Genomic DNA, 26417 nt, shown 5'->3' on the forward strand with positions numbered 1-26417 from the left:
GGCCAATATACCCCTATGGGGTATATGCGCGGGGGGCTACCGAATACGCCCGGACTCGACGCAGCCGAGCTGTGCCCAGCACCGCCATCACACCGGCGACGGTGGCCGCGATCAGCGCCAGCAGCAGCAGCGGCGGAGAGAACGCGACCGACGTGGTGCTCGGCTCCCCCTCCATCACGGGAGCGACCTGCACGAACGACCGCGCCGCAAGCCAGCTGAGCACGCAGCCCACCGCGGCGACTGCGGCCACCACCAGTTCGAGGCGTCCGCGACGCTGCGGGGTCACGGTTTACCGCTGGGTTCGGCGCGCTCTTCGACCAACGGCGTCAACGCCATGCGCAGGCCCTTGTGGTTGCGGGCCCACGCCTGGGCGGTGCGCCCACCGGTCAACCGCAGGCCGATCCCGGTCCTGCCGCGCGGGACACCGGTCAGTTCACCCAGTGCACGGGAGGCCTGCCACTTCTCGACCGTCGCGCGGTCGGTGTCCGGTTCCTGCGGTTCGGGTTCGGCCTTCTCGGCCAGATCGGCGGCATCGATGCCGGCCTGCCGCAGCGCGCGGTTGGTCAGGGCGTTGTTCTTCGCCACGATCCGGCCGTCGTAATGCCTGCGCCCGGTCACCTTGGGCGCCGGGTAGACCTTGACGATCTCATCGACGTTGACGGTCTGCGTGCCCTGCCGCAGGTGCGTCCGGGTCAACTCGACCGAGGTGTGGATCCGGGCGGCCTTGACCTGCAGCGCGACGAACCCCGACACCAGCACCAGGAAGGCGATCGGGACCACCCACTGCACGCCATTGCCGCTGGACAACTGCACCATCATCATCGCGACCGCGGACGCCGGACCGGCCAGCACCCAATACCAGCTGGCGCCCGGCTCGGAGAACAGTGGCTGGTCATCCATCAACGTGCTCCCTCATCGCGTGCGCCCGCCCCGAACCACTCCGCGGCCGCGGGCCTGGTCAACGACACCGCCGAGCCCATCACGAGGACCAGCGCCAGCAACGCCACCAGATGCACCCCGGCAATCACCGCCAGCAGCCCGATCAACACCACGGCCGCGATGCTCAGCGCGATCGCCGAGCGCCGGAACCGGGCATCGCCCGAGCGCATGCGGCCCGCCACATACGCCAGGCTCACGCCCACCACGACGCAGAACACCCCGGCGGCGCGGTGCAGGGTCAGATAGTCGCGCACCGTGTCGTCGGACACCGACTCTGCGGCGACGGCGCGGACGGAGTCGAAGTTGGTGGCCAGAGCGATCATGCCGCCGAACATCAGCAGGACGGCGCCGAGCACCAGGAGCCAGAAGGCGATGTCGACAATGCGGGGCCGGGCAGAAGGCGAAACTGGATCAGTCATCGACGAGCCAGCCTAGCCGTCACCTGGTGAAGTACGCGTGCGCCTCCGGGCGGTGCAGCAGATAGATGCCACCTGCGACCAGGACCGCACCGAAGATGCCGGTCACCGCGTAGATCACCGCGCCTGCCTCCGACCGCTCACCGGCGAAAAGATTGAACAGGACATTGACGATCGAGGCGAGGCCGCCCGCGGTGAGAACGGTCCTGGCCCACCGATACCCCGAGCGCATCAGGATCAGGAACGTGACCACGACCGCGACCAGGATCACCGCGACGAACACCGAGAAGGCCACCACGACGGGCACGCTCGCCCTGCTGGTGACCGCGTCGGTCAGGTAGCCGACGATCAGAAGTGGCAGCGCCACGACCCACAGCCAGAAACCCGTGACGACGTCCTCGGGCCGCTGCTGCGGGTTCCGCGCCGGCGGCACAGGTGCGGTCACGCGAGCCAGGTGGCGGCCTGCACCGCGAAGTACGTCAACACGAAGTCCGCGCCCGCGCGGCGAATGCCGACCAGGGACTCCAGTGCGGCGGCGGGACCATCCACCCATCCGTTGGCGGCGGCGGCCGCGATCATCGAGTACTCGCCGGACACCTGGTAGGCGGCCACCGGCACCGGCGAGACCTCGGCCGCGGCGCGCACGATGTCCAGATACGACATCGCGGGTTTGACCATCACCATGTCGGCGCCCTCGGCGATGTCGAGTTCGATCTCGCGGACGGCCTCGCGCGCATTGCCGGCGTCCTGTTGGTAGGTGCGGCGGTCGCCGGTGAGGCTGGAGGCGACGGCCTCGCGGAACGGACCGTAGAACGCCGACGCAAACTTCGAGGCGTACGCCAGGATCGCCACTCCCGCGTGCCCTGCGGCGTCCAGACCCTCGCGGATGGCCGCGACCTGACCGTCCATCATGCCGCTGGGCCCCACCACGTGCGCACCCGAATTGGCCTGGGCCACAGCCAACTTCACATACTGAACGTTGGTGGCGTCATTGTCGACACGGCCCCGGTCGTCCAGAACGCCGCAGTGCCCGTGGTCGGTGAACTCGTCCAGGCACGTGTCGGCCATCAGCACGGTCGAATCGCCCAGATCCTTGGCCAGGTCCCGCAGCGCGACGTTGAGGATGCCGTCCGGGTCGACGCCCGCCGACCCCAGCGGATCCTTGTCGGCCTCGCGGGGCACGCCGAACAGCATCAGGCCACCCACGCCCGCGGCCACGGCCTCGGCGGCCGCGGCCCGCAGGGACTCCCGGGTGTGCTGCACGACGCCGGGCATCGACGCGATCTCGCGCGGTTCGTCGATGCCGTCGGCGACGAACATCGGCAGCACCAGATGTCGTGGCTCCAGCGAGGTCTCGGCGACCAGGCGACGCATGGCGGGCGTGGTGCGCAGACGCCGGGGACGAATGCTGGGATGGCTCATGGGTTCTGGACCCTAGCGCCGACGGCTCTTCTTGCGCGGCGGAGGCAGCGCACCCTCGGCGCGCAGCCGGGCCGCGTGTTCAGCCAGCGCCTCGACCAGCGGTCCGACGGCAGCCGTCTCGGGCTGGACGTCGACGCGCAGACCGAACTCGGCAGCGGTCTCGGCGGTCTTGGGCCCGATGCACGCGACGATGGTCCGGGCGTGCGGCTTGCCCGCGATCCCGACCAGGTTGCGCACCGTCGAACTCGACGTGAAGCACACGGCGTCGAAGCCGCCGGTCTTGATCATCTCGCGGGTGTGCGCTGGCGGCGGTGCCGCACGCACCGTGCGGTAGGCCGTGACGTCCTCGATCTCCCAGCCGCGTTCGCGCAGACCCTCGGCCAGTGTCTCGGTGGCGATGTCGGCCCGCGGCAGCAGCACGCGGTTGACCGGATCGAAGATCTCGTCGTACGGCGGGAACTCGTCGAGCAGGCCCAGGGAGGACTGCTCACCGGCGGGCACCAGTTCGGGGCTGATGCCGAACGCGCGGACCCGATCCGCGGTGGCCTCGCCCACGCAGGCAATCTTCACACCCGAGAACGCGCGCGCGTCCAGACCGAACTCGCCGAACTTCTCCCACACCGCACGGACGGCGTTGGTCGAGGTGAACACGACCCACTGGTAGCGGCCGTCCACCAGACCCTTGACCGCACGCTCCATCTGGGCGGGGCTGCGCGGAGGCTCGACGGCGATCGTGGGCACCTCGATCGGCAGGGCGCCGTGGGTGACCAGCTTGTCGCTCATCTCGCCGGCCTGATCCTTGGTGCGCGGCACGAGCACGGTCCAGCCGTACAGCGCGCGACTCTCCCACCAGTTCAGCTTGGCGCGGTGGGTCACGGTGCGGCCGATGGTGACGACCAGCGGACCGGTCAGCGGACCGGCGGGGTCGCTGGCGCCGATCGCGGCGCGGTCGGTCAGCTCGGCCAGCGTGGCCTCGACGCTGCGCTGTGCACACGTGGTGCCCTGCGCGGTCACGACACACTGCGTGGTCTCGACGAGCCCGTGCTCAATGAGCGTGCGGGCCGAGTCGGCGAGGTGCTGCGGCGTGGCGTGCAGGATCAGCGGGCCAGGTGCGGCCGCCAGGGCGGCCCAGTCCACGTCCCCGCGGACGTCGGCCACGGTGTGCGACGAGCCGAGCGGCAGACCGGCGTAGGTAGGCACGGCCGTCGACGCGGGCAGGCCCGGGGCGATCTCGAACACCATGCCGGCCTTGGCGACGGCCTGGACCTCGGCGAGCACCGAATCCACCGACAGCGGATCGCCGGCCACCAGACGCACCACGTCGACGCCGAGCTTGGCCTCATGCGTCAGGGTCTTGGCCACCTCAGCCGGATCACCGAGCGCGGGCCGGATGTCCGGGCCCTGCTGCACGGTCACCGCTGCGGGCTCGGCCGGGGCCGAGTCGCCGTCGCCGGTGGCCTTGGGTGCGGGAGCCGGTCCGGACGTCGGCGGCAGCTCCGATCCCGCCAGCGCCAACACGGGCTCCGGAACGTCGGGGTCGGTGAAGACCAGGGCAGCGTTGGCCAACACCACCCGCGCGCGCGTCGTCAGCAGACCCGGATCACCCGGTCCCGAACCGACGAACATGATGCGCCCCGGCTTCGGCTTACGCCCTCGAGTCATCTTCAACTCCTGCCTTCGCCTGTACTAGCCTGTCGTGCTGTCTGCACCCAACAGCTCTCGCGCGCCCAGTTCGAACAACTCCGCGGCCACGGAGAGCCCGAGTTCTCGTGCCCGCTCGGGAGTCCCGATTCCGGACGCGCGGATCACGTCGGATCCATCCAGCGCCGCCACGCATGCGCGCAGCGACAGTTCTTCGAAGACGTTGCCATCCTCATCGATCGACTCGACCACTTCCGCGATCGCGCCCACCGGTGCGGAACAGCCCGCCTCCAGTTCGGCGAGCAGGGTTCGCTCTGCGGTGACCGCCGCGCGGGTGTCGGCGTCATCCAACTCCGCCAACATCTCCACGAATGCGGTGTCACCGGCACGGCACTCGATCGCCAACGCCCCTTGAGCCGGGGCCGGCAACATCTGTACCGGCTCCAACGTCTCGGTGACCACATCGAGGCGTCCGATACGGGCCAGACCCGCTCGGGCGACCACGACGGCGTCGAGATCGCCGCTGCTTACCCTGTTCAACCTGGTATCTAGGTTGCCTCGTAGGGGGCGGATTTCCAAACCGAGACCCAGTGCTTTAAGCTGTGCCGCCCTGCGCACGGACGACGTGCCGACGACGGACCCCGTCGGCAACTCCCCGAGCACCATGCCGTCACGGGCCACCAGGGCGTCCCTGGCGTCCTCACGAGGCGGGGTCGCGGCGATCGTGAACCGCGGATCGACGGCCGTCGGCAAATCTTTGTAGGAGTGCACCGCAACGTCGACCTGATTGTCGGCGATGGCCTCGCGCAGGGCCGCAGTGAAAACGCCCACACCGATCTCGGCGATGGGGGCCGCCGAACGGTCCCCCTCCGTCGAGATGATGACGAGTTCCGCGGCATGGCCGCGTGCGATCAGTGCGTCTCTGACGGTCCCCGCCTGTGTGGTGGCCAGCAGGCTGCCTCGGGTGCCGATTCGGATCAAGTGTTCACTCAGACTGTTCGGTAAAAGCGTCGAAATCCGTTGCAACCAAAGGCAGTTCGCCTGCGGTGGCGACGGCGTCGACAGCGGTGGGATCGAGTTCGAACAGTTCGCGCAGCGCCTCGGCGTAGGTGTCGCCGCCGGGGGCGCTGGCTAACTGTTTGACCCGAACGGTGGGTGCGTGCAGGAGTTTGTCGACCACGCGGCGCACGGTCCGCGCAACCTCGTCACGGTGCGTGAGGTCCAGGCCCGGCAGGCGGTTGTCCAACCGGAGCAGTTCGGCCTCGACGACGTCCGCGGCGCGCTGGCGCAGCGCCGTCACGGTCGGCGTGACCTCGGCCATGCGCTGCCCGGCAAGATAGGTGGCCACCTCGGTGGCGACGATGGAGCGCGCGGCGGCGGCGTCAGAGGACGCGGCCTTGGCCGCGGGCTCGCGCTGGATGCGATCCATGTCGATGACCCAGACGCCCGGCAGACCCGCCACGGCGGCGTCCACGTCGCGTGGCATGCCGAGGTCGCAGATCACCAGGGGTCGGCCATCGGTGCGGCCTGCGTTGCGGCGGGCCAGCGCCAGGTGCGCGTCGGCCAGCGACAGCACCGGAGAGACCGCACCGGTGCTGCTGATCACCACGTCGGCCTCGGCCAGCGCCATCGGCAGGTCGTCCAGACCGAGGGCGGTGGCCGCCACGCCCTGCTCGCGCAGGTTGGCGGCAAGGCGCAGCGCTCGGTCCATGGAGCGGTTGACCACTCGCACGACGGAGACTCCGGCCCGGATCAGGTGTGCACCGCTGAGTGCGCCCATCGACCCGGCGCCCACCACCACGGCCGTGCGGCCACGCAGCCCGGACAGTCGCTGGTCGGCCATGCCCAGCGCCACCGACACCACAGAGGCGCCCGCGGCGTCGATCGAGGTCTCGGAGTGGACGCGCTTGCCGACCGCGAGCGCGCGCTGCGACAACTCGTGGAGTGTGCGGCCCACGGTGTGGTTCGCCTCGGCGGACGTGTAGGCGCGACGGACCTGTCCGAGCACCTGCTGCTCGCCGATCACCGCGGAGTCCAGACCCGAGGCCACGGAGAAGAGATGCTCGACGGCCGCCTCGGCGTAGCGCACGTAGGCGTACTTGGTCAGGTCGGACATCGCCATGCCGGAATGGTCGGAGAGCACCTGTCCGATCGCGGTCAGGCCGCCGTGGAAGGCCTCCACCACCGCGTACACCTCGACGCGGTTGCAGGTGGACAGCACCATGGCCTCGGTGACCAGCGGGGACTGCAGGATCCGGTCGATGATCTTGGTCTGTTCGGCCTCATCGGTCGACAGCTGCTCGAGGACGGAGACAGGCGCGCTGCGGTGCGAGACACCAAAAAGCAGGACACTCACAGCGCCATCCCAGCGACCATTCGAGCAATCACCCAGCACGCTCCCTTGCCGCTTATCAGGTGAAGAGACTTACGCTCAATCTGAGCACAACGGTAGCCGCTCACCTGCGCCGTCACCAAATTCCCCCATGATGTCATGTGCCACAGTTCCGGTCTGCGAGGTCCCGGCGCAGCCGGGGTTCGTCCACCTCCCAGTAACTGTGTTCTGCGCCGTCGAGCAGCACCACGGGCAGGCGGTCGCCGAACTCGGCCCGCAGCGACGCGTCGCCCGCGGCCGCCGCCGCGTCGACGTCGACGTCGCTCAACTCGAAGCCGAGTTCGTCGGCCAACGCCGCCAGTTGGTCGTGCACACGCACACAGATCTGGCATCCGGCTCTGGTCAGCAGGCAGACCTGCGCGGGGATCATCTGCCGAATTGTGGCATTTGGATAGGGTTACGAGGCAAGTGCTCCGCGCCCGTGCGCGGCGGGTCATCCGAAGGGGGTGTGCGTGGCAGATCAGCCGTCGGACGGCCAGTCGCCCGCCGGGGACGACACGACCTGGCAGGCGGGTGCGCCCAGCGCGGAGGCCGCGGTCGAGCATCTGGCCGACGAGCCCAAGCCACCGGCGCCGGCCGACCTGACGGCCGCGGCGTTCTTCGACGTGGACAACACGATGGTGCACGGCTCGTCGCTCGTGCACTTCGCCCGCGGACTGGCAGCGCGCAAGTACTTCACCTACCGGGACGTGCTGGGGTTCGTCTACGCCCAGGCCAAGTTCCAGCTGACGGGCCGCGAGAACAGCGAGGACGTGGCCGAGGGCAAGCGCAAGGCGCTGTCGTTCATCGAGGGCCGCCCGACCACCGAGCTGGTGGAACTCGGCGAGGAGATCTACGACGAGATCATCGCCGACAAGATCTGGCCCGGCACGCGCGATCTGGCCCAGATGCACCTCGACGCGGGTCAGCAGGTGTGGCTCGTCACGGCGACGCCCTTCGAGTTGGCCGATACGATCGCCCGCCGCCTGGGCCTGACCGGTGCGTTGGGCACCGTCGCGGAGTCGGTCGACGGCGTCTTCACGGGCCGCCTGGTCGGCGAGATCCTGCACGGCACGGGCAAGGCGCATGCCGTGCGTGCCCTGGCGATTCGCGAGGGGCTGAACCTGCGCCGCTGCGCGGCCTATTCCGACAGCTACAACGATGTGCCGATGCTGTCGCTGGTCGGGACCGCGGTGGCGATCAACCCCGACGCCGACCTGCGGGACCTGGCGCGCAAACGGGGCTGGGAGATCCGCGACTTCCGGACTGCCCGCAAAGCCGCCCGGATCGGGGTTCCGTCGGCGTTGGCGCTCGGCGCCGCGGGCGGGGCGCTGGCCGCGATCGCGTCACGGCGAAACGAGCGCTGAGACCGCCGTGTTATACCGTCGCTAAGCACGTCGTCACTGACCGAAGGACACATCGCCAGTCATGGTTGCTGAAGAGATCATCGGAACGCACTACCGCTACCCCGACAAGTTCGTGGTCGGCCGGGAGAAGGTGCGCGAGTACTCCACAGCTGTGCTCGACGACCACGGCGCCCACCACGACGAGGCCGCGGCCGCCGAACTCGGCTATCCGAGCCTGGTCGCGCCGCTGACGTTCATCGCGGTCGCGGGGCGCCGGGTACAGATGGAGATGTTCAAGCGGTTCGACGTGGGCATCAACATCGCCCGCGTGATCCACCGCGACCAGAAGAACAAGTACCACCGCCCGCTGGTCGTGGGTGACGAAATCTACTTCGACTCCTACCTCGACTCGGTGATCGAATCGCACGGCACCGTGATCGCCGAACTGCGCGCAGAGGTGACCGACGCCAACGGCGAACCCGTGATCACCAGCGTCGTGACGATGATCGGTGAGGCCGCGCACGACTCCGAGACCAACGAACAGGTCGCCGCGATCGCTGCTCGCCTGGGGATGTAGCGACCCGGGCGGCAGGCGCGGGCCTCGCGCAGGCCCGAACATCAGGTCCGGCCTCAGCCGAAGAACATGCTCCGGCGGTTGGCCAGCAGTCGGTACAGCGTGTGCTGAATGGTCTCGCGGACGTGGTCGGTGAGTTCGAACGTCACCATCGGGTCCTCGGCCGCGCTCTCCTCGTACTCGGCCGTCGAGATCGGCGCGCCGAACTCGATGTGCCACTTCGACGGCAGCGGCACCATGCCCACCGGCCCGGCCAAGGGGAACAGCGGCGTCACCGGGAAATACGGCAGGCCCAGCAGGCGTGCCAGCAGCTTGACGTCGGCCATCATCGGATAGATCTCCTCTGACCCGACGATCGAGCACGGGATGATCGGCGCCTTGGTCCGCAGCGCGGCCGCCACGAACCCGCCGCGGCCGAACCGCTGCAGCTTGTAGCGGTCCTTGAACTGCTTGCCCAGGCCCTTATAGCCCTCGGGGAACACCGCGGTGAGCTCGCCGCCCTCGAGGAGTCGGTGCGCGTCGGCCGTGCAGGCCATGGTGTGGCCGGCCTTGCGCGCGGCGTGCCCGAGCACCGGCATGTCGAACACCAGGTCAGCGGCCAGCAGGCGCAGATCCCGCTGGGTCGGATGGTGGTCGTGCACACCCACCGCCAGCATCAGGCCGTCGAACGGCAGCACCCCGGCATGGTTGGCCACCACGAGTCCGGCGCCGTCGACGGGCAGGTTCTCGACACCGCTGACCTCGACCCGGAACCACGACTTGAAGATCACCCGCAGCAAAGGCAGGAATATGGCCTCGTTGAGGTGTTTGTCGAAGCCGAATTCATCCACGACGTAGTCGCCCATGAGTCGCTGTCGGACAAATTCAGCAACCGAGGCGATCTTGACCGCGAGGTCGTTGGGCGCACCCGGTTCGCCGTCTGGACCGCCCGCGGCGGCGCGATGCTGATCGATCTCACGCACGACCGAGGCAAGCTGCTCGGCGGTCGCCCTGGTGTCGGGATCGGACAGCAGCGACGGATGTCGTCTCGCCGCGTCAGCGCGTTGGCCGGCTCTCCGGGATGACGCTGCACGGCTCGAATTGCCATGCAGCGGAATGACTTTTGCTCGCCCGTCACCCGCCACGCTCAATACCCTCTCCCCCGACGAAAGTTCTGCATGTCTAGCTCCCCCACCGCTGAGCCACGGCCACCGCACGCGTCTCCACCGAGCGTACCCACCGCGGATCGACAATCGGAGTCAAACCCCGACCGCGCACGTAGTCGTCGAACGCCTCGAGCGTGGTCCACTTCGGGTGGTACCCCAACTCGGTGCGCATCCGGGTCGTGTCCATCACCCGGCCGTAGGCCATGTAGCGAAGTTGGTCGCGGTTGATCTCGGTGCCGCCCGCGGCCCGGCGCAGCGAATCCACCACGCGCACCCCGGTGGCCGGCAGTGGCAAAGCCAGCCGCCCCGAGCGCCGGATCGCCTGCGACATCATGATCACGCCGCTGGCACCGATGTTGAAGGTGCCGGCCCGGCCCGCCCTGGTCGCGTGCTCGAGGGCGCCCAGAGCGTCCTGCTCATGCAGAAGCTGAAGGCGCGCATCGCGGCCGACCGTCGTGGGCACCACGGGACCGGCCAGGTAACGCGACAACTGCGTGTCCATCGCGGGCCCGATCATGTTGGCCAGGCGCAGGATGGTCACGCTGATGTCGGGCCGCCTGCGTCCCAGACCTCGGGCGTAGCCCTCGATGTCGATGCTGTCGCGCGCAAAGCCCTCGCCGAGTGGACGATGACTGGTGCTGTCCTCGGTGAACATCACCGGGTCGAACGCGCTGGACCCGTAGACCTCGGAGGTGGACTTGAGCACCACCCGCCGAACCGTGGGGGCCTTCTGACAGGCCGCGAACAGCTGCATCGCGCCCATCACGTTCAATTCCTTGAGCGTGGCCCGGCCACCGCTGCCAGGGGCGTATGAAGCCGCCGCCGCGTGCACCACGGTGTCCACATCGCCGTTGCGAATCACCTTGGCGATGAAGGGGTTTCGAATGTCGGCCCGAACGAATTCGGCGCGACCCATCCGACGCTGCAGATCCTTGCTCGGAGTCACCGCGTCCACCGCGATGACCTTCTCGATCGAGGAGTTGGCCGCCAGTCGCGCCGTCAGGTAACCGCCGAGGAATCGGCAGGCTCCGGTGACCAGAACGACTTTGGGCGGTGCAGGGGTGTCCTTGGGGTCGCCCGAATCCATGTGGACAGGCTACCGGTCGTGCGGCGCCCAGGCATGCCCAGCGACGCTGCCGAAGGCAGGTCGCGGGCACATTCCCAGGGCCCGCACAGACTCGGGTTACTTACCGAGTTTTCTGCGCTGCACCCGGGTCCGACGCAACAGCTTGCGATGCTTCTTCTTCGACATACGCTTGCGCCGCTTCTTGATAACTGAACCCATGAACTCCGCTGCCTACCTAAGGGATGCGCCGCACTCGAGGGGCGCGCCGACACGACTTAACCCGGCCACCTTACCGAAGGCAGGCCCCCAAACCGAAATGGGGGCATGCCGCGACGGTCGAGGCTGGCCGGGCCCAGCCAGTACCGGCGTGCGCCGATCTAGCCGGCGTCGAAGTACGAGGTCTCCAGCAGGTCGTGCACGGCCTTGGCGTGCACACGGAACGACCGGCCCACTCGCACGGCAGGCAGTTCGCCGTTGTGCACAAGCCGGTACACAGTCATCTTGCTGACCCGCATGAGGCTGGCGACCTCGGCGACAGTGAGGAACTGGGTCCTGGCGGCCGGTTGGCCATCCGCAGATCCAGAGTCCCGCTTTCCACCGGCCGATGGCCCGTTCATAGACGTCATCGCAACCCAATCAATCAGGCACGGCCGGCCCCAGCGGCTTCCCCTCCGCTGGCACGAACGCGTGCATACAACGAGGAGAATAGCGGGGCTGATGGGGTTGCTGCGACGGGTGTGGGGTAATCCGTCGAAAATTCGCGCACCCCATTTGAATTACTCTGATGTGATTCCGAGCTGCTCAGAGCGGATTTTCGCCGCGATCACGGCGTTGTCCACGGCTGCCCGCAAACCACCACGCTCCAGCTCGCGCAGGCCGGCCGCTGTGGTGCCCCCAGGGGACGTCACAGTCGCCCGGAGCTGGGCCGCTGTGGTGTCCACGCTGGTGCCCGGTTTGGACCCCGCAGCGCCACCTGAGGCCTGCTCCCCACCCTCCAGCAACATCGCGGCCGAACCCGCCATGGTCTGCACCACCAGGTCGGTGGCGACGGCACGCGAAAGGCCGGCGGCCACGCCCGCATCCACGAGGGCCTCGACCATCAGGAAGAAATACGCCGGACCCGAGCCCGACACCGCGGTCACCGCGTCCAGTTGACCCTCCGCCACGGTGAGGACGGCGCCGACGCAACTGAACACCTCGGACACGGCCTTGAGCTGTTCGGCCGTGGCGAACCGGCCGGGCGCCAGCGCGCTGACCCCCGCACCCACCAGGGCGGGCGCATTGGGCATCACGCGGATCACGGGCGCCCCGGCGGGCAGCTTGGACTCGTAGAACGACGTCGGCACCCCGGCGGCCACACTGACGAACACCTGCTCGGCACTGTCGGCCTCGGCCTTGGCGGCGGCCTCGGCGACGTCGCCGATGACCAGTTCGACGTCGGCGGGCTTGACCGCGATGAGCACGAAGTTGGCGTGCTCTGCCGCGTCGGCGACCGAGGCCACCTGCACCGAGTACTTCTCCGACAGGTACTTGGCCCGCTCCGGTGTCTTCTCGGAGACGACGAGGTCCCTCACCTGCCTGCCGGCCCGCAGAAGGCCCGCCAACAGAGCCTCACCCATACTTCCGCCGCCGATGATCGCGATTCTGGCCATGACGAAAGACCCTATCGCCCGCATTGCCGTGCAGCGCGGCTGCACGGCCCCCGAGGCGGATCGTGACGGACGAACGGATGCCCAGCCCTCACAGAGGAGGCTAGGGGGCGGGAACGAGCGCCAGCTGGCGGGTCTGCACGACGATGCGCCCCGTGCTGTCGACCACCACGTGATCCTCGTCGAACCAGTCCTGGCCGATCTGCATCGTGGAGGCGACGATGCGCAGCCACCCGTCGGCCGGCACGCCGCGCAGGTACGCGGTGAGCTGCACGGTGGGCGCCCATCCGGTCCGGCCCACCGCGAACGTCACCGGCATCGAGATGTCACCGCACATCAGCGCGAACAGCACGTCGAGATCGTCGTGGCGCGGGCGCACCCAGATGCGCGTCTTCGGGGACTGCCCGTCGGCGACCGTGCGCAGCCCCGACATGTCGGGCCGGATGTCGCAGCCCGCGGCGAGATGGTTGATCTCGGCCAGCGGGTGTCCGGGCTCGATCGGGCCGAACTCCGGCGGCGGCTCAACCGGCATGTCCGCGTGTGCGGTGCCGACCGCGAGCAGCGGAGGCGCGTCGTGCTCGGGGTGCGCCAGGGTGACCGAGGCGCGCACGGCCACCCGGTCCCCCTGCGTCAGCTCGACGTCGACCAGGCTCACCCGGCGGCCACGTTTGCGGATCGCGGTGACCAGCCGCACCGAGCCCGGGTCGGGTGCGGTGAGGAAGCTCGCGGACACCGCAACGGGCTGCTCGGGTCCGTCGCCGCCCAGCGCGAGCCGGGCGGCCTTGGCGCACAACGCCAGCATCACACCGCCGTGCACCTTGGGCCCGATGGTCCAGTGCAGGTTCAGCTCTCCCGCGAAGACGGGGTCGCCGGACTCAGATCCGTCCTCCACCCGGTGCAGCGCCATGGCCCGGGTGAAGCTCGCCGATTCGGTCATCGCAGCAGGTTGGCCCGGGCGAACTGCAGCGACTCGGTCAACAGTTCCTCACGCTCGGCCTCCGAGCGCGCCCCCGATGTCGTGACCTCGAGAACCACATGGCCGCTGAAGTCGCTGCCGGCGAGCATCTGACACACCTCCACGGTGGGCTGGGTGCCACGCCCCGGCACCAGGTGTTCGTCGGCCGAGGCGCCGTTTCCGTCGCACAGGTGCAGGTGCACGAGTCCGTCGCCCATCCGCTGCGCCATCTCGAGCGCGTCGGTGCCCGCGGTGGCGGTGTGCGACAGGTCGAGCGTGTAGTGGGCGTGGTTGCCCTCGAGCGGGTCAAAGGACGGCGCGAACGCCGAGATCCCCACACCCGGTCCCCCGCCGCGCTTGCGCATCCGCTCGATCGACGTCTGACCGACCCCGAAGAACCGGTCGGCGCGGAACGGGAACATGTTCTCCACGGCGACCAGCACGTCGCTGCCCGCCTCCAGTTCGGCGACCTGCTCACTGAAGCCCTCGGCGTACCGCCGCTGCCACCGGAACGGCGGATGGACCACCACGGTCTGCGCACCCAACTGCTCGGCGGCCCGCACGCTGCGCTCAAGCTTGGCGATCGGGTTGGCCCCCCATACGCGCTGAGAGATCAGCAGGCACGGGGCGTGCACCGACAAGACCGGCACCTGATAGCGCTGGGACAGTTCCTCGATGGCGTCGATGTCCTGGCTGACCGTCTCGGCCCACACCATGAGTTCGACGCCGTCGTAACCGAGTCTCGCGGCGTACTCGAAGGCGGCCTCGGTGCGCAGGGGGTACACGGAGGCTGTCGACAGGCCGACCTTGATGGCTGGGCGCACGAATGCCAGGGGTGCCTAGTTCGCCTGCAGCAGCGCAAGCGGGCCGAAGGTGACCAGTGCACCCACGGCGACGGCGGTGAGCGTGCTGCCGATGTCCTCGGTCTTACGCACGATCCGGACACCCACGACCAGCCCGAGGATGATCAGCACCCCGAGCGCCAGCGCGACGAGGCTGTTCCACTTCCAGAGCTGGTCGAAGGCGATGAACAGACCGGCACCGAAGGCGACCGCGATGATGGACTGCAGTGCGATCGAGGCGCCGTGCGCCACGAGTTGACGGCGTGTCATCGGCTCGTCGAGGTCGCGCTCGATGTCCTCGTCGTCCTCGTCGAAGCCGTCGAGTTCGGCCACCGCATCGTCGTCGTCGGGCGCGCTCGACCGGCGGCGGGCCAGATCGTCGGCGACGGTCTCCCCGCCGAACAGCGTGTGGTCGTCGGCGTCCGCGAACGACGGGTCGCCGATCCCGAATTCATCGGGGATCAGTCCGGCGTCGGCCGACTCGGTGTCGGCGGTCAGGTCGAGTTCGGTCTCGACGTCCTTGAGATCGATCGGATCGGGACTCATCGTCTCGGCGGACGCACCGTCCGGCCGTCGACCCCCGAGCGGCACTGCCTCACCGCTGCGCACGGGACGCGGGTAATGACTGCGTTCGGGTGTCCCCGGGCGACCCCGTCGCGGCAGCGGGTCTCCTGAGCGTTCCAGCGGGGTCCGGCGCTCACGCACGGGCTCGTCGGCGACGGGCCGCGGCGCGGGGGCGGTGCCGTTGACCCGGCCGCGGGCGGGATCGGGACGGGACGGGACGCGACGCGCGGACCGCCGCGGTGTGGGCGCCTCTTCGGTGGCCGTCTCGGCGGCGGCTTCCGGCGCGCGCTCGGCAGCCTCGTCGGCGTCGGCGGTGTCGTCCGGTTCGTCTTCGCGGACGACGGGGATCTCGCCGGTCCGGATGATCGGGATCTCGCCGGTGAGTTCGGCGACGGTCACGGCGTCACTGTTGCCACGGCGGCGCCGGCGACGGCCGCCGACGGGCGGTGCACCGATCGTGCCGTTCTTGGCCAGCAGTTCGGCCACCGAGATCGGGCGCGTGCCGTTTGCGCCGTTCTCTGGTCCAGTCATCGTCTGTTGCCTCCCGCCCGGCTCTCCCCAACCTTGTCAGCGTCCCCCACCTGCGTCTCCACGAAATCGGAACCGTCGGCTTCACTGTCGAGCTTGCGCAGGATCAAGCCCTCCCGCAACGCCCACGGGCAGATGTCCACGACTTCCAACGACAGCGCTCGCATACTCGCCTCCGCCACCAGGGCGCCCGCCACGATCTGGGGGGCCCGTTCGGCGCTGACTCCTTCCAATTCCGCACGGTCAGCCGCGGTCATCCTAGAGATGAACGCTATGAGTTGTCTGAGACCGTTGGCTGTCAGTGTCCTCTTGACTCGCGGCCCGGCGCCCGAAGGGGCCGCACCGGTGAGTCGCGCCAGGGACCGGAACGTCTTGGAGGAGGCCACCGCCAGGTCTGGGCTGCCCGCCGCCAGGACCGTCTTGCGCGCGTCGGCGAGTTCGGTGTCCAGCCAGTCGCGCAGCATGGCCACCCGGCGCCGGCCCGGCGGGTCGTCCGGCAGCCACTCCCGGGTCAGCCGTCCCGCACCCAGCGGCAGCGACAGGGCCACCTCGGGCTCCTCGTCCACGCCGTTGGACAGTTCGAGTGAGCCGCCGCCGATGTCGATGTTGATGATGCGACCCGCACTCCAGCCGTACCAGCGCCGCACCGCCAGGAAGGTCAGCCGCGACTCGTCGCGGCCCGACAGCACCTGCAACGCCACGCCCGTCTCGGCGGCCACACGGGCCAGCACCTCTTCGGAGTTCGTGGCGTCGCGGACGGCGGATGTGGCGAACGCCATGAGTTCGGCGCAGCCCGAACTGGTCGCGATCTTGGCCAACTCGTCGATCGTGGCGACCAGCCTGTCGGCGCCCTTGCGGGTGAGCTTGCCGGAGCTGTCGATGGCCTCCGCGAGTCGAAGCGCGGCCTTGGTCGAACTCATCGGCGTGGGATGGCCACCACGACGTGCGTCCACCACCAACAGGTGAACTGTGTTGCTTCCCACGTCGAGCACGCCCAATCGCACGCCTGTCAACCTAGCGCGGCGGCGTTACGGACGCGGAAGCGCCCGCGCAGAAGGCCTTCGGCGCGGCGCTGGGCGGTGAATTCGACGGATGTCGTCTACCGTTGAATCTCGTGGCAGGCGGTGTGCATCCGGGTGAAGTCGAGTTGGACTTCCCGCGCGAATGGGTCGAGTTCTACGACCCCGACAACGACGAGCATCTGATCGCCGCCGACATGACCTGGCTGCTGTCCCGTTGGACGTGCGTGTTCGGCACGCCGGCCTGTCAGGGCACCGTTGAGGGCCGACCCGACGACGGCTGTTGTTCGCACGGCGCCTTCCTGTCCGACGACGATGACCGGGCCAAACTGGACGACGCGGTCAAACACCTGACCGACGAGGACTGGCAGTACCGGGAAAAGGGCTTGGGCCGCAAGGGTTATCTCGAGATGGACACCTACGACGACGAGCCGAACCTGCGCACCCGGAAGTACAAGGGCGCGTGCATCTTCCTCAATCGTCCGGGTTTTGCCGGCGGCATCGGCTGTGCGCTGCACAGTAAGGCGCTCAAGCTCGGCGTCAATCCGTTGACAATGAAGCCCGAGGTCTGCTGGCAGCTGCCCATCCGGCGCACCCAGGAATGGGTGAAGCGGCCCGACGACACGGAGATTCTCAAAACCACGATCACCGAATACGACCGCCGCGGTTGGGGTTCGGGCGGCGCGGACCTGCACTGGTACTGCACCAGCGACCCGGCCGCACACGTAGGCGCCAAGCCGGTCTACGAGTCCTACGGACCGGAGTTGACCGAACTCCTCGGTGAGAAGGCGTACGCCGAGCTGGCGGCGATGTGCCGGCGCCGCAGCGCCCTGGGCCTGATCGCCGTGCACCCCGCGACCCGCGCCGCGGAGTGACCCTCTCCTCACAGTGACCCTCAGCGCACGGTGACCCTCAGCGCACCCGGTTGGCCTCGGCCCACACACTGCCCGCGGTGAACCCCTCGGTGCTGGTGATCTTGAGCTGGTGCTCGTCGGCCAGCATCCGCTCGACGCCTGCATCGGCGGGCCAGTACCGCGCGTGCACGGCCGCGGCCATCGTGGTGCCGCGCACCGGGTCGATCCGCCACACCGACACCACCGACATTCCTACGTCCGACAGCATCCGGATCAGCGTGTTCAGCGAGTAATAGGCGAAGTGGTTCGGCGACAATGAATCCCATCGGCCGCAGCGCACCAGGTCGGCGACCGAGTCGAACTGCAGCAGCAGCACCCCGCCGGGCGCGGTGGCCTCGGCCAGCGTGCGGAACGCCGACCGCTGGTCGGGGTCGTGTACGGCGCCGAAGTTGTCGACCACGATGTCGGCCTGGCCGCCGAAGACGGGGGTGAACCCCATCTGCGTCAGCAGCGGCAGCCAGCTGCCGCCGTGCCTGCCGCCGAACTGCCGCACGGTGTCGCCGACCAGCAGTTCGGCCGCATCAGCCGTGCGCAGCATCTGGGTGACCTCGTCCCCACTGGGCTCGGGATAGTCCAGACAGGGCAGGGCGGCGTCCGCACTGTCAGCGTCGAGTTGGGCCAACGTGCATTCGATGCACAACGCCAGCGCGACACTGCCCAGGTCGATCACCCGTTGAACGGCATGCGATCCACATGCTCGACAAGTACCCCCACCATGCACGATCAAGCTCCCCCACGTCGACACACCTCGAGGCGCCGCCCCGACATCCCCGAGGGGTTCCACCCTACAAGTCGGCGCGGGTGCGCGTCAGCCCTCCAGCTTGTAACCGAGGCCACGCACCGTCACCAGCCGCACCGGATTGGCGGGATCGGGCTCGATCTTGGAGCGCAGCCTTTTCACGTGGACGTCGAGTGTCTTGGTGTCCCCGACGTAGTCGGCGCCCCACACCCGGTCGATCAGCTGACCGCGGGTCAACACCCGACCGCTGTTGCGCATCAGGTATTCGAGCAGGTCGAACTCTTTGAGCGGCAGCGTGATCAGCTCTCCACCGACACTCACGACGTGCCGTTCAACGTCCATTCGGACCGGGCCGGCCTCCAGGACGCCGTCGTCGACGCCGCCCTCGTCGGCGTCGCCGCCCCGGCGCAGCACGGCCCGGATCCGCGCGATCAGTTCGCGCGCCGAGTACGGCTTTGTGACGTAGTCGTCAGCACCCAGTTCCAGGCCCACGACCTTGTCGATCTCGCTGTCGCGGGCGGTGACCATGATCACCGGCACGGCCGAGCGGGCCCGAAGCTGCCTGCAGACGTCGGTGCCGCTCATTCCGGGCAACATCAGGTCCAGCAGCACGATGTCGGCGCCGGAACGTTCGAACTCGGCCAATGCACTCGGACCGTCGCCGACAACAGTGGCTTCGAATCCCTCCTTGCGCAGCAGAAAGGCCAAGGGATCGGCCAGCGACTCCTCGTCCTCCACGATCAGCACACTGGTCATCGACGTAATCGTCCTCTCCTCACAGGGGTTCTACTCGGGTGACTCTGCGCCGTCGTCGGCGTCGGGGCAGGCGGGAATCGACAGCGTGAAGGTCGATCCGGTGCCCAGTTGGCTCCACAGCCGGATCGAGCCGTTGTGGTTGGCGGCGACATGCTTGACGATCGCCAGGCCCAAACCGGTCCCGCCGGTGGCGCGCGACCGGGCCTTGTCGACCCGGAAGAAGCGTTCGAAGACGCGCTCCTGATCGGCCTTGGCGATGCCGATCCCGCGGTCGGTCACGGCGATCTCCACATAGGCGCCGCGGCGACGCTTGCTGACCGACACCGTCGAACCCTGCGGCGAGTACGCGATGGCGTTGGAGATCAGATTCGCCAGCGCCGTGGCGAGCAGCGGCGGATTCCCCAGCACCTGCAGCCCCGACGGGGCGTCGGCGGTGACACTGATGTCGGCATTGTCGGCGGCCAGCTTGTTGCGCGAAATCGCCTCCGCAACAACGCTGTCCACGTCCACGGAGTCGAGGTCCGGCAGTTTCTCGGCACCCTGCAGGCGGGACAGTTCGATGAGTTCGCCGACCATGTCGGCAAGGCGTTTGGACTCCGCGAGCACCTTGACGCCGAAGCGGCGCACGGTTTCGGGGTCGTCGGCGGACTCGAGGATCGCCTCGGCCAGGACGCCGATGGCGCCGACGGGCGTCTTGAGCTCATGGCTGACGTTGGCGACGAAGTCACGTCGGGTCGCCTCGACTCGGGCGTGGTCGGACTGATCGTCGACGAACACCACTGCGAACCGGCGGTCGTCGTCGGTCAGCAGGCGGACGTGGCCGCGCACCGACAGCCCCGAACGTCCCGCGGCGGCCCGTTTGGGCGCCGGCGTCAGGTCCACTTCGGTGTTCTCACCGGTCTCGAGGGTGTGCTGTGCGGCGGCCCAGGCTCGGTCGTCGAGCAGTCGGTCGTGCACGAGAGCCAGTTCGCCGTGCCGGGCGCGGTCGTTGACGAAGACCACGTCGCGGAAGGCATCCACGACAACGATGCCCTGCGGGGAGAGTTCAACGATGCGTTTGAGCATCTGGGACACCGTGATGCCGGCCAGTTCCGCGGCGCGGCGACGCCGCCGCTCCACGATCATCGGCCACCACTGGGCACCGATCACGGCGCCCACGACCAGCGCCAGCCCAGAGGCGACCCCGGCGAGGATCAGCGCCGATACGACACTCACGCGAAAAGCGTACGCATCCGGTGAACGTCATCCCAGCAGCGTGCGGCCAAAGCGGGACATGTCACAGCGTCCTGAGCAGGAGTTCGCCCGCTGTTAACCCTCGTTCAACTCCTGTTTGCGCGCACCTCACCTCGGGCGCGTCCTGCGGCTACTTGGCCCCTTGGCTGGCCACGGCGGCGGCGCCCGCGGCGGCGGCCTCGGGGTCCAGGTAGGTGCCGCCGGCCACCTTGGGCTTGAGGTCGGCGTCGAGGTCGTAGCGCAGCGGGATGCCGGTCGGGATGTTCAGGCCCACCACGTCCTCGTCGCTCATCCCGTCCAGGTACTTCACCAGCGCGCGCAGGGAGTTGCCGTGCGCGGCGACCAGCACTGTCTTGCCCGCCCGAAGGTCCGGCACGATGACCTCTTCGAAGTACGGGACGAACCGGGCCACGACGTCGGCCAGGCACTCGGTCAGCGGACCACCGCCGATGCCGGCGTAGCGCGGATCGGCGTCCTGGCTGTACTCGCTGCCCTTCTCGATCGGCGGCGGCGGGGTGTCGTAGCTGCGCCGCCACGCCATGAACTGCTCTTCGCCGTACTTGGCCTTGGTCTCGGCCTTGTCCAAGCCCTGCAGCGCGCCGTAGTGCCGCTCGTTGAGCCGCCAGTCCCGGGTCACCGGAATCCACAGCCGGTCGGCGGCGTCCAGCGCCAGGTGCGCGGTGGTGATCGCGCGGCGCAACAGCGAGGTGTACAGCACGTCGGGCAGCAGACCCTGCTCGGCCATCAGCACCCCGCCGCGCACGGCCTCGGCGCGGCCCTTGTCGGTCAGGTCGACGTCGACCCATCCGGTGAAGAGGTTGAGCGCATTCCATTCGCTCTCGCCGTGACGGAGCAGGACCAGGGTGGAGTCAGCCATGCCTGGAATCTTCTCATGCCGCCGCCGAGGCGCGCGTGGGCGGCGACCGTGGGCCTCAGGCCTCGTCGCCGATCAGGTGCGCGAACGCCTCAAGGTTCTTCAGGGACTCCCCGCGGGACACCCGCCAGGCCCACTCCCTCTGGATGGACGTGCGAAAACCCAGCTCCAACAACGTGTTGAAGTCGCCGTCGACGGCTTCGAGCACCTGCCCGAGGATCCGGTCGATCTCGTCGGCCGTGACGGACTCCAGTGCGAGCAGTCCCACGAGGTAGATGTCGCCGACGTTGTCGAGGGTGTAGGCGACACCGTAGAGCCTGCGGTTGCGTTTGAGCAGGAAGCGGTAGACCTCTTCGAAGTTCTCGTCGGGCCGCCGGCAGACGAACGCCTCGACCCGCACCGAGTGCTCGCCGATGCTCAGGATGGTGTTGGTCTTGAGCTTGCGCTCGCCGGGCAGTTCGACCACCAGGGCAGGCAGCCCGCCGTGGGTGTCCTTGTGCAGGCTGAACGTCAGCTCGCGCTCGTTGAGCGCATCTTCGATGATCTGCTGAGTGCTCATGCGCGCACTCCCCGGCGGCGGGACCAGCGCAACCCGGCTCGCCGAGGCGCCGCGAGCGGGTCACGCGTGGCGGCACGCTCGTGCGTGTGCGCGTAGTCGGCGATCGCGCGGCGGTAGGCCTCGAGCAGGGAGTCGACGGTGTGGTCCCACGAGAACGTCGCGGCATGGCGGACCGCGGCCGCGCCCATCTCGTCTCGGCGGGCGCGGTCCTGGCCCAGCAGATCGCCCAACACCGCCGCCCAGTGGTCCGGGTCGTGGTCGGGCACCAGGGCACCGGACACACCGTCGCGCACCGCGACCGGCAGTCCGCCGACGGCGGCCGCCGCCACGGGGGTGCCGCAGGCCTGGGCTTCGACGGCCACCAGGCCGAAGGATTCGGAGTAACTGGGCACGGCCACCAGATCGGCGGCCCGGTAGACCTTCACCAGGTTGTCCCGCGACTGCGGCGGCAGGAACGTCACCCGGTCGCTGATGCCGAGATCGTCGGCCAGACGCAGCAGGCCGTCCGGCGCGGCCAGTCCGCTGCCCGACGGTCCGCCGGCGATGACGATGCGCACGCCGGGGAGCTTGGCGGCCGCACGCAGCAGCACGTCGGGCGCCTTGAGGGGCTGGATGCGACCCACGAACGCAACCGTGGGTTCGTCGGGGAGGCCGAGGGCGCGACGCGCGGCGTCGCGGTCCCCCGGGGTGAAGGTCGCAAGATCGACGCCGGGATGCACGACGTCGATGCGCGTCGGGTCGGCGTTGTGCAGCGAAACCAGTTGGCGGGCCTCGTCGTCGGTGTTGACGATCAGTCGATCGGCCTCGTCGACGACCTGCTGTTCACCGACCGCGCGCAGGGCTGGTTCGGGGGCGTCGCCCTCGGCCAGCGAGGCGTTCTTGACCGCGGCCAGGGTGTGGGCGGTGTGCACCAGCGGAACTGCCCAGCGGTCTCGGGCCAGCCAGCCGACCTGACCCGAGAGCCAGTAGTGCGAATGCACGATGTCGTAGTACCCGGGTTCGTGGGTGGCCTCGGCCCGAAGCACCCCGGCGGTGAACGCACACAACTGCGTGGGCAGATCGTATTTGTCGAGTCCCTCGAAGGGCCCGGCGACGACGTTGCGCACCAGCACTCCGGGCGCGACCTGGACCACCGGTTCGTCCGACGACGACGTGGCCCGGGTGAAGATCTCGACCTCGACGCCACGCTGCGCGAGATGCAGGGCGGTCTGCAGGACGTAGACGTTCATCCCGCCGGCGTCGCCGGTTCCCGGTTGAGCCAACGGCGAAGTATGGACCGACAAGACCGCGACACGCACACCTCATGCTTACACCAGAGGCCTGCGCGACCGGGAAGCGCCTGTACGGGACTGGTTCAGGCGGTGGCCCGCGGGCGGCTCGCGCGGCGCAGCGCACCCAGCGGATCGGCGTACAGCGGACCGAGCGAGACGACACCCGCGCCGGCTTCCTGCACGCGGTTGCCGAAGCCGGTCACCCGGATCTCGCGTGCGGGCAGCACCGATTTCGCGGCGAACGCCGACTCCACCAGCGACAGCGCCTCGGGATATTCGGTGAACGCCTGGCCGCCGACGACGAGTTCGTCGGGGTTGAGCAGATCACGCAGCAGCGCGACCGCCTCGCCCAGCACCCGGGCGCGTTCCGCCAGAAGCTGCTGTGCGATCTCGTTGCCACGGCGCGCGGCAGTGACCACCGCGGCGACCGTGGACGCCTCGGACGTCAGGACACCGTGCCTGCGGGCCGCCGAGACGATGGCCTCGTCACTGACCGTGGACTCCAAAGAGCCTGTGCCACCGAGCAGTTCGGAATTGGCGGGCAGGTTCGCGATGGTGCCCGGGCCGCTCGACGGGCTGTGCACGCGGCCGTCGATCACCAGGGCGTAGCCGACCGTCTCACGGGCGTACACGTACAGGCTGGTGGCGGACTGACGGCGTCCGCTGAGCAGAAGTTCGGCACCGGCCATCGCGTCGACGTGAGCCGCGACGGACACCGGCAGACCGAGCGCGTCGGCCAGCACGGGGCCGACGGGCGCCTGAGTCCAGCCCAGTCGGGGGTGGTCGACGATGCCCAGCGCGCTGTCGACCGTGCCACCGATGGCGACACCGACCCACAGGGTCTGGCGCCGGTGCCAGCGGCTCAGGTAGCGCTGCACGCTGCCGGCCAGGGTGGCCAGCGCCGCAGTCTGGGTGCCGCGCGGGGTGGGCGTCTCGACGGTGTCGAGGGTGCGCCCGAACAGGTCGGTCGCGACGATGCTGGTGGTCCTGGCGCCGATGTGCACGCCGACGGTCAGGAACGGCTCATGGTTGATCTCGACGGGAACCCGGGGCCTGCCGATGGCGCCGGAGACCGCGAGGTCGGCGCGCTCACGCAGCAGACCGGCGTCGAGCAGCGCTGTGACCTGGCGGTTGACGGTCGCGATCGAAAGTTTGGTGGTGCTGGCGATGGTGTCGCGGGCCACTGGGCCGCGCTGCCGGACAGCGGCGAAGACCGAGGCGGCGGCGCCGTCAGCGACCTTCAGCGCCGGGGAGACGATCTGATGGCGCGAACGCAGCGGGTGAATGTGGGAGACGGCGGTGATGGTGTTGGTGCGCACAGTGTTGTCCTTGGGTCCGATTCGGTTGGGGCACTTAGGGCCGCGTCAACCGACTCAGAGTTGGACTCGTCAGGCGCGGCAGAAACCGGGACAACAACACGACAGCACGCCACACGCAACAGCGTGCGGAGCACTCGTCATTCCCATGTACCGCTTGGACACGAGGCGAACTTAGCACAGTTATTAGAGTTGTTCCGATGACGCACGCACCGAAAAGAACAGCAGTGGTCACCGGCGCCAGCTCGGGGATCGGCGAAGCTGCCGCGAAAACCCTTGCCGCCCTTGGCTTTCACGTCGTGCTCGCGGCACGCCGCGCGGACCGGATCGAACGACTCGCCGCCGAAATCGGCGGGGAGGCCGTGGTGACGGACGTCACAGACGACGCATCCGTCGCCGCCCTGGCGCAGCGTCTGGACCGCGTCGACGTGCTGGTCAACAACGCCGGCGGGGCCAAGGGGCTCGAACCCGTCGCCGACGCCGACCTCGACCATTGGCGGTGGATGTGGGAGACCAATGTGCTGGGCACGCTGCGTGTCACGCGCGCACTGCTGGACAAGTTGGTGGCCTCCGGTGACGGCCTGATCGTCACGATCACCTCGATCGCGGCGTTCGAGACCTATGACGGCGGTGCGGGTTACACCGCGGCCAAGCACGGTCAGGGCGCACTGCACCGCACCCTGCGCGGCGAACTTCTGGGAAAGCCGGTGCGGCTGACCGAGATCGCCCCGGGCGCGGTCGAGACCGAGTTCTCACTGGTCCGATTCGACGGTGACGAGCAGCGTGCGGACTCGGTGTACTCCGGGATCACGCCGTTGGTGGCCGAGGACGTCGCCGAGGTGATCGGGTTCGTCGCGAGTCGGCCGTCGCACGTCAACCTCGACCAGATCGTGATCAGGCCCCGGGATCAGGCGCCGAACGGACGGTTCAACCGCCGGGCTCAGTAGTGCTGGTCGGCGTGCCGGACAGCGTCGGCGCACCACTGGGGGTGGCGGGCGCGGTGCTCGGCAGCGAGGCCGGGCTCTTCTCGTCGGTCAGCGCCGACATCGCCGTCCACTCGGACCAGTCGACCGCCCAGTCCCAGATGTCCCCGTCGGCGTAGGACAGATCGATCCGCGTCCCCGTCACCTCGACCGGGTCACCGTAGAGCGCGGAGTTGAAGTACTGCTCGGCGTCCTCGAGCGACAGGTTGATGCACCCGTTGGTGACGTTGCTGTTGCCCTGGGCGCCCGAACTGGCCGGGTTCGCGTGGATGAACTCGCCGTTGTTGGAGATGCGCACCGCGAACCGTTCGCGGATGTTGGCGTAGCCGGCCGCCGGGTTGGTCATGTAGAAGTCCTCGTACTTCTCCGTGACCACATGGATGCCGCTGCGGGTGACATTGCGGTCCAGGTCGCCCTCGCCGTAACTGCACGGGAAGTCCATGATCACGCCCTCGTCGGTGATCACCTGGATTCGATGGCTGGACGCCTCGGCCTTGACCACCTGCCGTCGTCCGATGGTGATGTCGAGGGTGGAATCGGCTGCGCCATAAGCCCTGTCGCCGAACGGCACGCCGTAGAGCTTGGCGTCCACGCGCACCGTGGTGCCCGCCGGGTAGTAGTCCCGGGTCCGCCAGTGCACGCGGGAACCCCCGGCCTCGTCGGGAAGCCACGCCCAGCCGCCCTCGACGGGAGGTTCGGTCGTCACGGTGAGCGCGCGCTCGACGGCTGCCCTGTCCCCCTCCGCGATGGAGGCGTCGAACTGCAGGATGATCGGCGCGGCCACGCCCACGGTCTGGCCGTCGGACAACTGGAACTGCCCGTTGACGGTCTGATCGGGTTGCAGCGTCGTGAAGCTGCCCTCGATCGGCACGGCGTTGCCGTCCAGACCGACCGCGGACCCGGTCCACGTGTACTCCACGCCGTAGCCCAACGGCTCGGTGACCTCGAACATCGTGCGGTCGCGGTCGAGGCGGCCTGCGACCGCCCGGCCGTCCGGGTTGGTCAGGCTGATCTTCTGAAGGTGACCGCCAGTGACCTTGACGCCCACGCGATCGGTGGGCAGGACGTCGATGGCGTCCTTGGCGGGCGTGAACGACAGGTCCGCCGACGCCGGCGGCCCGCTTTCGGCCTCAGGTCCGCCCGATCGGCCCGCACAGGCGGCCAGCACGCCGGGAGCCACCGCACCCAGCGCCAACGCGGCCAATGCCGTGCGCCGGGAGAGCGGCGGGCCTGAGGCCGGGTCGCGGTGGGGTCTCACGTGAACCCAGGGTACGGACCCACTCGCGGGGCCCGGG

At 69.0% G+C, this 26417-nt stretch carries 30 protein-coding genes; 4 read left to right on the forward strand and 26 right to left on the reverse strand.

Going from position 1 to position 26417, the window contains the following annotated elements; all coding sequences use genetic code 11:
* Positions 1–13: 13 nt before the first annotated feature.
* The 9 genes from G6N34_RS19965 to G6N34_RS20005 form a co-directional block, all read right to left on the reverse strand.
* Positions 14–286, reverse strand: coding sequence for a hypothetical protein (locus tag G6N34_RS19965; RefSeq protein WP_085156124.1), 273 nt, complete (start codon positions 284–286; stop codon positions 14–16).
* On the reverse strand, positions 283–900 hold the full coding sequence (locus tag G6N34_RS28105) for a transport-regulating membrane protein Mce1N (RefSeq protein WP_234813088.1): 618 nt from the start codon (positions 898–900) through the stop codon (positions 283–285). Before G6N34_RS28105 ends, G6N34_RS19965 begins: the two co-directional genes overlap by 4 nt.
* On the reverse strand, positions 900–1358 hold the full coding sequence (locus G6N34_RS19975; protein WP_085156121.1) for a hypothetical protein: 459 nt from the start codon (positions 1356–1358) through the stop codon (positions 900–902). The genes G6N34_RS28105 and G6N34_RS19975 overlap by 1 nt, the downstream gene beginning before the upstream one ends.
* A 19-nt stretch (positions 1359–1377) precedes the next feature.
* Positions 1378–1800, reverse strand: a complete 423-nt coding sequence (locus G6N34_RS19980; protein WP_234813087.1) for a hypothetical protein — start codon at positions 1798–1800, stop codon at positions 1378–1380.
* Positions 1797–2777 carry a porphobilinogen synthase gene (gene hemB / locus G6N34_RS19985; RefSeq protein ID WP_085156118.1) on the reverse strand — a complete coding sequence of 327 codons (981 nt, stop codon included), beginning with the start codon at positions 2775–2777 and terminating at the stop codon, positions 1797–1799. Before hemB ends, G6N34_RS19980 begins: the two co-directional genes overlap by 4 nt.
* 12 nt (positions 2778–2789) lie before the next feature.
* Positions 2790–4439, reverse strand: a complete 1650-nt coding sequence (locus tag G6N34_RS19990) for a bifunctional uroporphyrinogen-III C-methyltransferase/uroporphyrinogen-III synthase (RefSeq protein ID WP_085156115.1) — start codon at positions 4437–4439, stop codon at positions 2790–2792.
* Between the two features lie 24 nt (positions 4440–4463).
* A complete protein-coding gene (gene hemC, locus G6N34_RS19995; RefSeq protein ID WP_085156112.1) occupies positions 4464–5399 on the reverse strand; it encodes a hydroxymethylbilane synthase in 936 nt (311 codons plus the stop codon).
* Between the two features lie 4 nt (positions 5400–5403).
* Positions 5404–6774: a glutamyl-tRNA reductase gene (locus G6N34_RS20000; RefSeq protein WP_085156109.1), complete on the reverse strand. Its 1371-nt coding sequence runs from the start codon at positions 6772–6774 to the stop codon at positions 5404–5406.
* Between the two features lie 133 nt (positions 6775–6907).
* Positions 6908–7180, reverse strand: a complete 273-nt coding sequence (locus G6N34_RS20005; protein ID WP_085156106.1) for a glutaredoxin family protein — start codon at positions 7178–7180, stop codon at positions 6908–6910.
* 175 nt (positions 7181–7355) lie between these two features.
* On the opposite strand from G6N34_RS20005, the gene G6N34_RS20010 reads away from it, so the two are divergent.
* Both G6N34_RS20010 and G6N34_RS20015 read left to right on the forward strand, forming a co-directional pair.
* A complete protein-coding gene (locus G6N34_RS20010; protein ID WP_234813091.1) occupies positions 7356–8156 on the forward strand; it encodes an HAD family hydrolase in 801 nt (266 codons plus the stop codon).
* Between the two features lie 61 nt (positions 8157–8217).
* Complete coding sequence (locus G6N34_RS20015) at positions 8218–8712, forward strand: FAS1-like dehydratase domain-containing protein (RefSeq protein WP_085156100.1); 495 nt, start codon at positions 8218–8220, stop codon at positions 8710–8712.
* A gap of 53 nt (positions 8713–8765) precedes the next feature.
* Here G6N34_RS20015 and G6N34_RS20020 read toward each other — a convergent pair whose 3' ends face one another.
* From G6N34_RS20020 to G6N34_RS20060, 9 genes are all read right to left on the reverse strand, one after another.
* Positions 8766–9833 carry a lysophospholipid acyltransferase family protein gene (locus G6N34_RS20020; protein WP_085156097.1) on the reverse strand — a complete coding sequence of 356 codons (1068 nt, stop codon included), beginning with the start codon at positions 9831–9833 and terminating at the stop codon, positions 8766–8768.
* A 37-nt stretch (positions 9834–9870) separates the two neighbouring features.
* Positions 9871–10941 carry an SDR family oxidoreductase gene (locus tag G6N34_RS20025; RefSeq protein ID WP_085156094.1) on the reverse strand — a complete coding sequence of 357 codons (1071 nt, stop codon included), beginning with the start codon at positions 10939–10941 and terminating at the stop codon, positions 9871–9873.
* Between the two features lie 96 nt (positions 10942–11037).
* On the reverse strand, positions 11038–11139 hold the full coding sequence (locus G6N34_RS20030; protein WP_003402602.1) for a 30S ribosomal protein bS22: 102 nt from the start codon (positions 11137–11139) through the stop codon (positions 11038–11040).
* Positions 11140–11297: 158 nt separating this feature from the next.
* Positions 11298–11546: a cell division/environmental response transcriptional regulator gene (locus tag G6N34_RS20035; RefSeq protein ID WP_068244189.1), complete on the reverse strand. Its 249-nt coding sequence runs from the start codon at positions 11544–11546 to the stop codon at positions 11298–11300.
* 150 nt (positions 11547–11696) lie between these two features.
* On the reverse strand, positions 11697–12596 hold the full coding sequence (proC, locus tag G6N34_RS20040; RefSeq protein WP_109788668.1) for a pyrroline-5-carboxylate reductase: 900 nt from the start codon (positions 12594–12596) through the stop codon (positions 11697–11699).
* 76 nt (positions 12597–12672) lie between these two features.
* Entirely contained in the window at positions 12673–13506 is an 834-nt protein-coding gene (locus G6N34_RS20045; RefSeq protein WP_085156088.1) for a thioesterase family protein, read from the reverse strand.
* Positions 13503–14348 carry a sugar phosphate isomerase/epimerase family protein gene (locus G6N34_RS20050; RefSeq protein ID WP_085156085.1) on the reverse strand — a complete coding sequence of 282 codons (846 nt, stop codon included), beginning with the start codon at positions 14346–14348 and terminating at the stop codon, positions 13503–13505. Before G6N34_RS20050 ends, G6N34_RS20045 begins: the two co-directional genes overlap by 4 nt.
* Positions 14349–14363: 15 nt before the next feature.
* Positions 14364–15461: an Rv0497 family membrane protein gene (locus tag G6N34_RS20055; protein ID WP_085156082.1), complete on the reverse strand. Its 1098-nt coding sequence runs from the start codon at positions 15459–15461 to the stop codon at positions 14364–14366.
* The gene (locus G6N34_RS20060; RefSeq protein WP_085156080.1) at positions 15458–16462 is read right to left on the reverse strand and encodes a Ppx/GppA family phosphatase; all 1005 of its coding nucleotides are present in this window, start codon (positions 16460–16462) and stop codon (positions 15458–15460) included. The genes G6N34_RS20055 and G6N34_RS20060 overlap by 4 nt, the downstream gene beginning before the upstream one ends.
* A 110-nt stretch (positions 16463–16572) precedes the next feature.
* Here G6N34_RS20060 and G6N34_RS20065 point away from each other — a divergent pair, with 110 nt between their 5' ends.
* Entirely contained in the window at positions 16573–17352 is a 780-nt protein-coding gene (locus G6N34_RS20065) for a DUF3109 family protein (protein WP_179965780.1), read from the forward strand.
* Between the two features lie 37 nt (positions 17353–17389).
* Here the strand turns inward: G6N34_RS20065 and G6N34_RS20070 are convergent, their stop codons facing one another.
* The 7 genes from G6N34_RS20070 to G6N34_RS20100 all read right to left on the reverse strand — a co-directional run bounded on the left by G6N34_RS20070 (position 17390) and on the right by G6N34_RS20100 (position 24142).
* Positions 17390–18061, reverse strand: a complete 672-nt coding sequence (locus tag G6N34_RS20070) for a class I SAM-dependent methyltransferase (RefSeq protein ID WP_085156078.1) — start codon at positions 18059–18061, stop codon at positions 17390–17392.
* Between the two features lie 138 nt (positions 18062–18199).
* Complete coding sequence (gene regX, locus G6N34_RS20075) at positions 18200–18886, reverse strand: two-component sensory transduction protein RegX (RefSeq protein WP_085156075.1); 687 nt, start codon at positions 18884–18886, stop codon at positions 18200–18202.
* A 30-nt stretch (positions 18887–18916) separates the two neighbouring features.
* Positions 18917–20101, reverse strand: a complete 1185-nt coding sequence (locus G6N34_RS20080) for a sensor histidine kinase (RefSeq protein ID WP_085156072.1) — start codon at positions 20099–20101, stop codon at positions 18917–18919.
* A 148-nt stretch (positions 20102–20249) separates the two neighbouring features.
* A complete protein-coding gene (locus tag G6N34_RS20085) occupies positions 20250–20996 on the reverse strand; it encodes a phosphoglyceromutase (RefSeq protein ID WP_085156069.1) in 747 nt (248 codons plus the stop codon).
* Between the two features lie 55 nt (positions 20997–21051).
* Positions 21052–21552 carry a type III secretion system chaperone family protein gene (locus tag G6N34_RS20090; protein ID WP_085156066.1) on the reverse strand — a complete coding sequence of 167 codons (501 nt, stop codon included), beginning with the start codon at positions 21550–21552 and terminating at the stop codon, positions 21052–21054.
* Positions 21549–22850, reverse strand: a complete 1302-nt coding sequence (mshA, locus tag G6N34_RS20095) for a D-inositol-3-phosphate glycosyltransferase (RefSeq protein ID WP_085156063.1) — start codon at positions 22848–22850, stop codon at positions 21549–21551. Before mshA ends, G6N34_RS20090 begins: the two co-directional genes overlap by 4 nt.
* Positions 22851–22906: 56 nt before the next feature.
* The gene (locus G6N34_RS20100; protein WP_179965781.1) at positions 22907–24142 is read right to left on the reverse strand and encodes an ROK family transcriptional regulator; all 1236 of its coding nucleotides are present in this window, start codon (positions 24140–24142) and stop codon (positions 22907–22909) included.
* 197 nt (positions 24143–24339) lie between these two features.
* On the opposite strand from G6N34_RS20100, the gene G6N34_RS20105 reads away from it, so the two are divergent.
* On the forward strand, positions 24340–25086 hold the full coding sequence (locus tag G6N34_RS20105) for an SDR family oxidoreductase (protein ID WP_085156058.1): 747 nt from the start codon (positions 24340–24342) through the stop codon (positions 25084–25086).
* Here the strand turns inward: G6N34_RS20105 and G6N34_RS20110 are convergent.
* Positions 25067–26380: a L,D-transpeptidase gene (locus tag G6N34_RS20110; protein ID WP_085156056.1), complete on the reverse strand. Its 1314-nt coding sequence runs from the start codon at positions 26378–26380 to the stop codon at positions 25067–25069. The two genes, G6N34_RS20105 and G6N34_RS20110, sit on opposite strands and share 20 nt — an antisense overlap.
* Positions 26381–26417 lie beyond the last annotated feature (37 nt).

It is taken from the genome of Mycolicibacterium confluentis (genome assembly GCF_010729895.1).
Taxonomy (GTDB): domain Bacteria; phylum Actinomycetota; class Actinomycetes; order Mycobacteriales; family Mycobacteriaceae; genus Mycobacterium; species Mycobacterium confluentis.

What these genes read in the sequence shown, in the direction of transcription:
- G6N34_RS28105 (WP_234813088.1), bottom strand. Translation starts at nt 900, where the DNA reads ATGGATGACCAGCCACTGTTCTCCGAGCCGGGCGCCAGCTGGTATTGG.
- G6N34_RS19975 (WP_085156121.1), bottom strand. Translation starts at nt 1,358, where the DNA reads ATGACTGATCCAGTTTCGCCTTCTGCCCGGCCCCGCATTGTCGACATC.
- hemB (WP_085156118.1), bottom strand. Translation starts at nt 2,777, where the DNA reads ATGAGCCATCCCAGCATTCGTCCCCGGCGTCTGCGCACCACGCCCGCC.
- G6N34_RS19990 (WP_085156115.1), bottom strand. Translation starts at nt 4,439, where the DNA reads ATGACTCGAGGGCGTAAGCCGAAGCCGGGGCGCATCATGTTCGTCGGT.
- G6N34_RS20005 (WP_085156106.1), bottom strand. Translation starts at nt 7,180, where the DNA reads ATGATCCCCGCGCAGGTCTGCCTGCTGACCAGAGCCGGATGCCAGATC.
- G6N34_RS20015 (WP_085156100.1), top strand. Translation starts at nt 8,218, where the DNA reads ATGGTTGCTGAAGAGATCATCGGAACGCACTACCGCTACCCCGACAAG.
- G6N34_RS20025 (WP_085156094.1), bottom strand. Translation starts at nt 10,941, where the DNA reads ATGGATTCGGGCGACCCCAAGGACACCCCTGCACCGCCCAAAGTCGTT.
- G6N34_RS20030 (WP_003402602.1), bottom strand. Translation starts at nt 11,139, where the DNA reads ATGGGTTCAGTTATCAAGAAGCGGCGCAAGCGTATGTCGAAGAAGAAG.
- G6N34_RS20035 (WP_068244189.1), bottom strand. Translation starts at nt 11,546, where the DNA reads ATGACGTCTATGAACGGGCCATCGGCCGGTGGAAAGCGGGACTCTGGA.
- proC (WP_109788668.1), bottom strand. Translation starts at nt 12,596, where the DNA reads ATGCGGGCGATAGGGTCTTTCGTCATGGCCAGAATCGCGATCATCGGC.
- G6N34_RS20045 (WP_085156088.1), bottom strand. Translation starts at nt 13,506, where the DNA reads ATGACCGAATCGGCGAGCTTCACCCGGGCCATGGCGCTGCACCGGGTG.
- G6N34_RS20055 (WP_085156082.1), bottom strand. Translation starts at nt 15,461, where the DNA reads ATGACTGGACCAGAGAACGGCGCAAACGGCACGCGCCCGATCTCGGTG.
- regX (WP_085156075.1), bottom strand. Translation starts at nt 18,886, where the DNA reads ATGACCAGTGTGCTGATCGTGGAGGACGAGGAGTCGCTGGCCGATCCC.
- G6N34_RS20085 (WP_085156069.1), bottom strand. Translation starts at nt 20,996, where the DNA reads ATGGCTGACTCCACCCTGGTCCTGCTCCGTCACGGCGAGAGCGAATGG.
- G6N34_RS20090 (WP_085156066.1), bottom strand. Translation starts at nt 21,552, where the DNA reads ATGAGCACTCAGCAGATCATCGAAGATGCGCTCAACGAGCGCGAGCTG.
- G6N34_RS20105 (WP_085156058.1), top strand. Translation starts at nt 24,340, where the DNA reads ATGACGCACGCACCGAAAAGAACAGCAGTGGTCACCGGCGCCAGCTCG.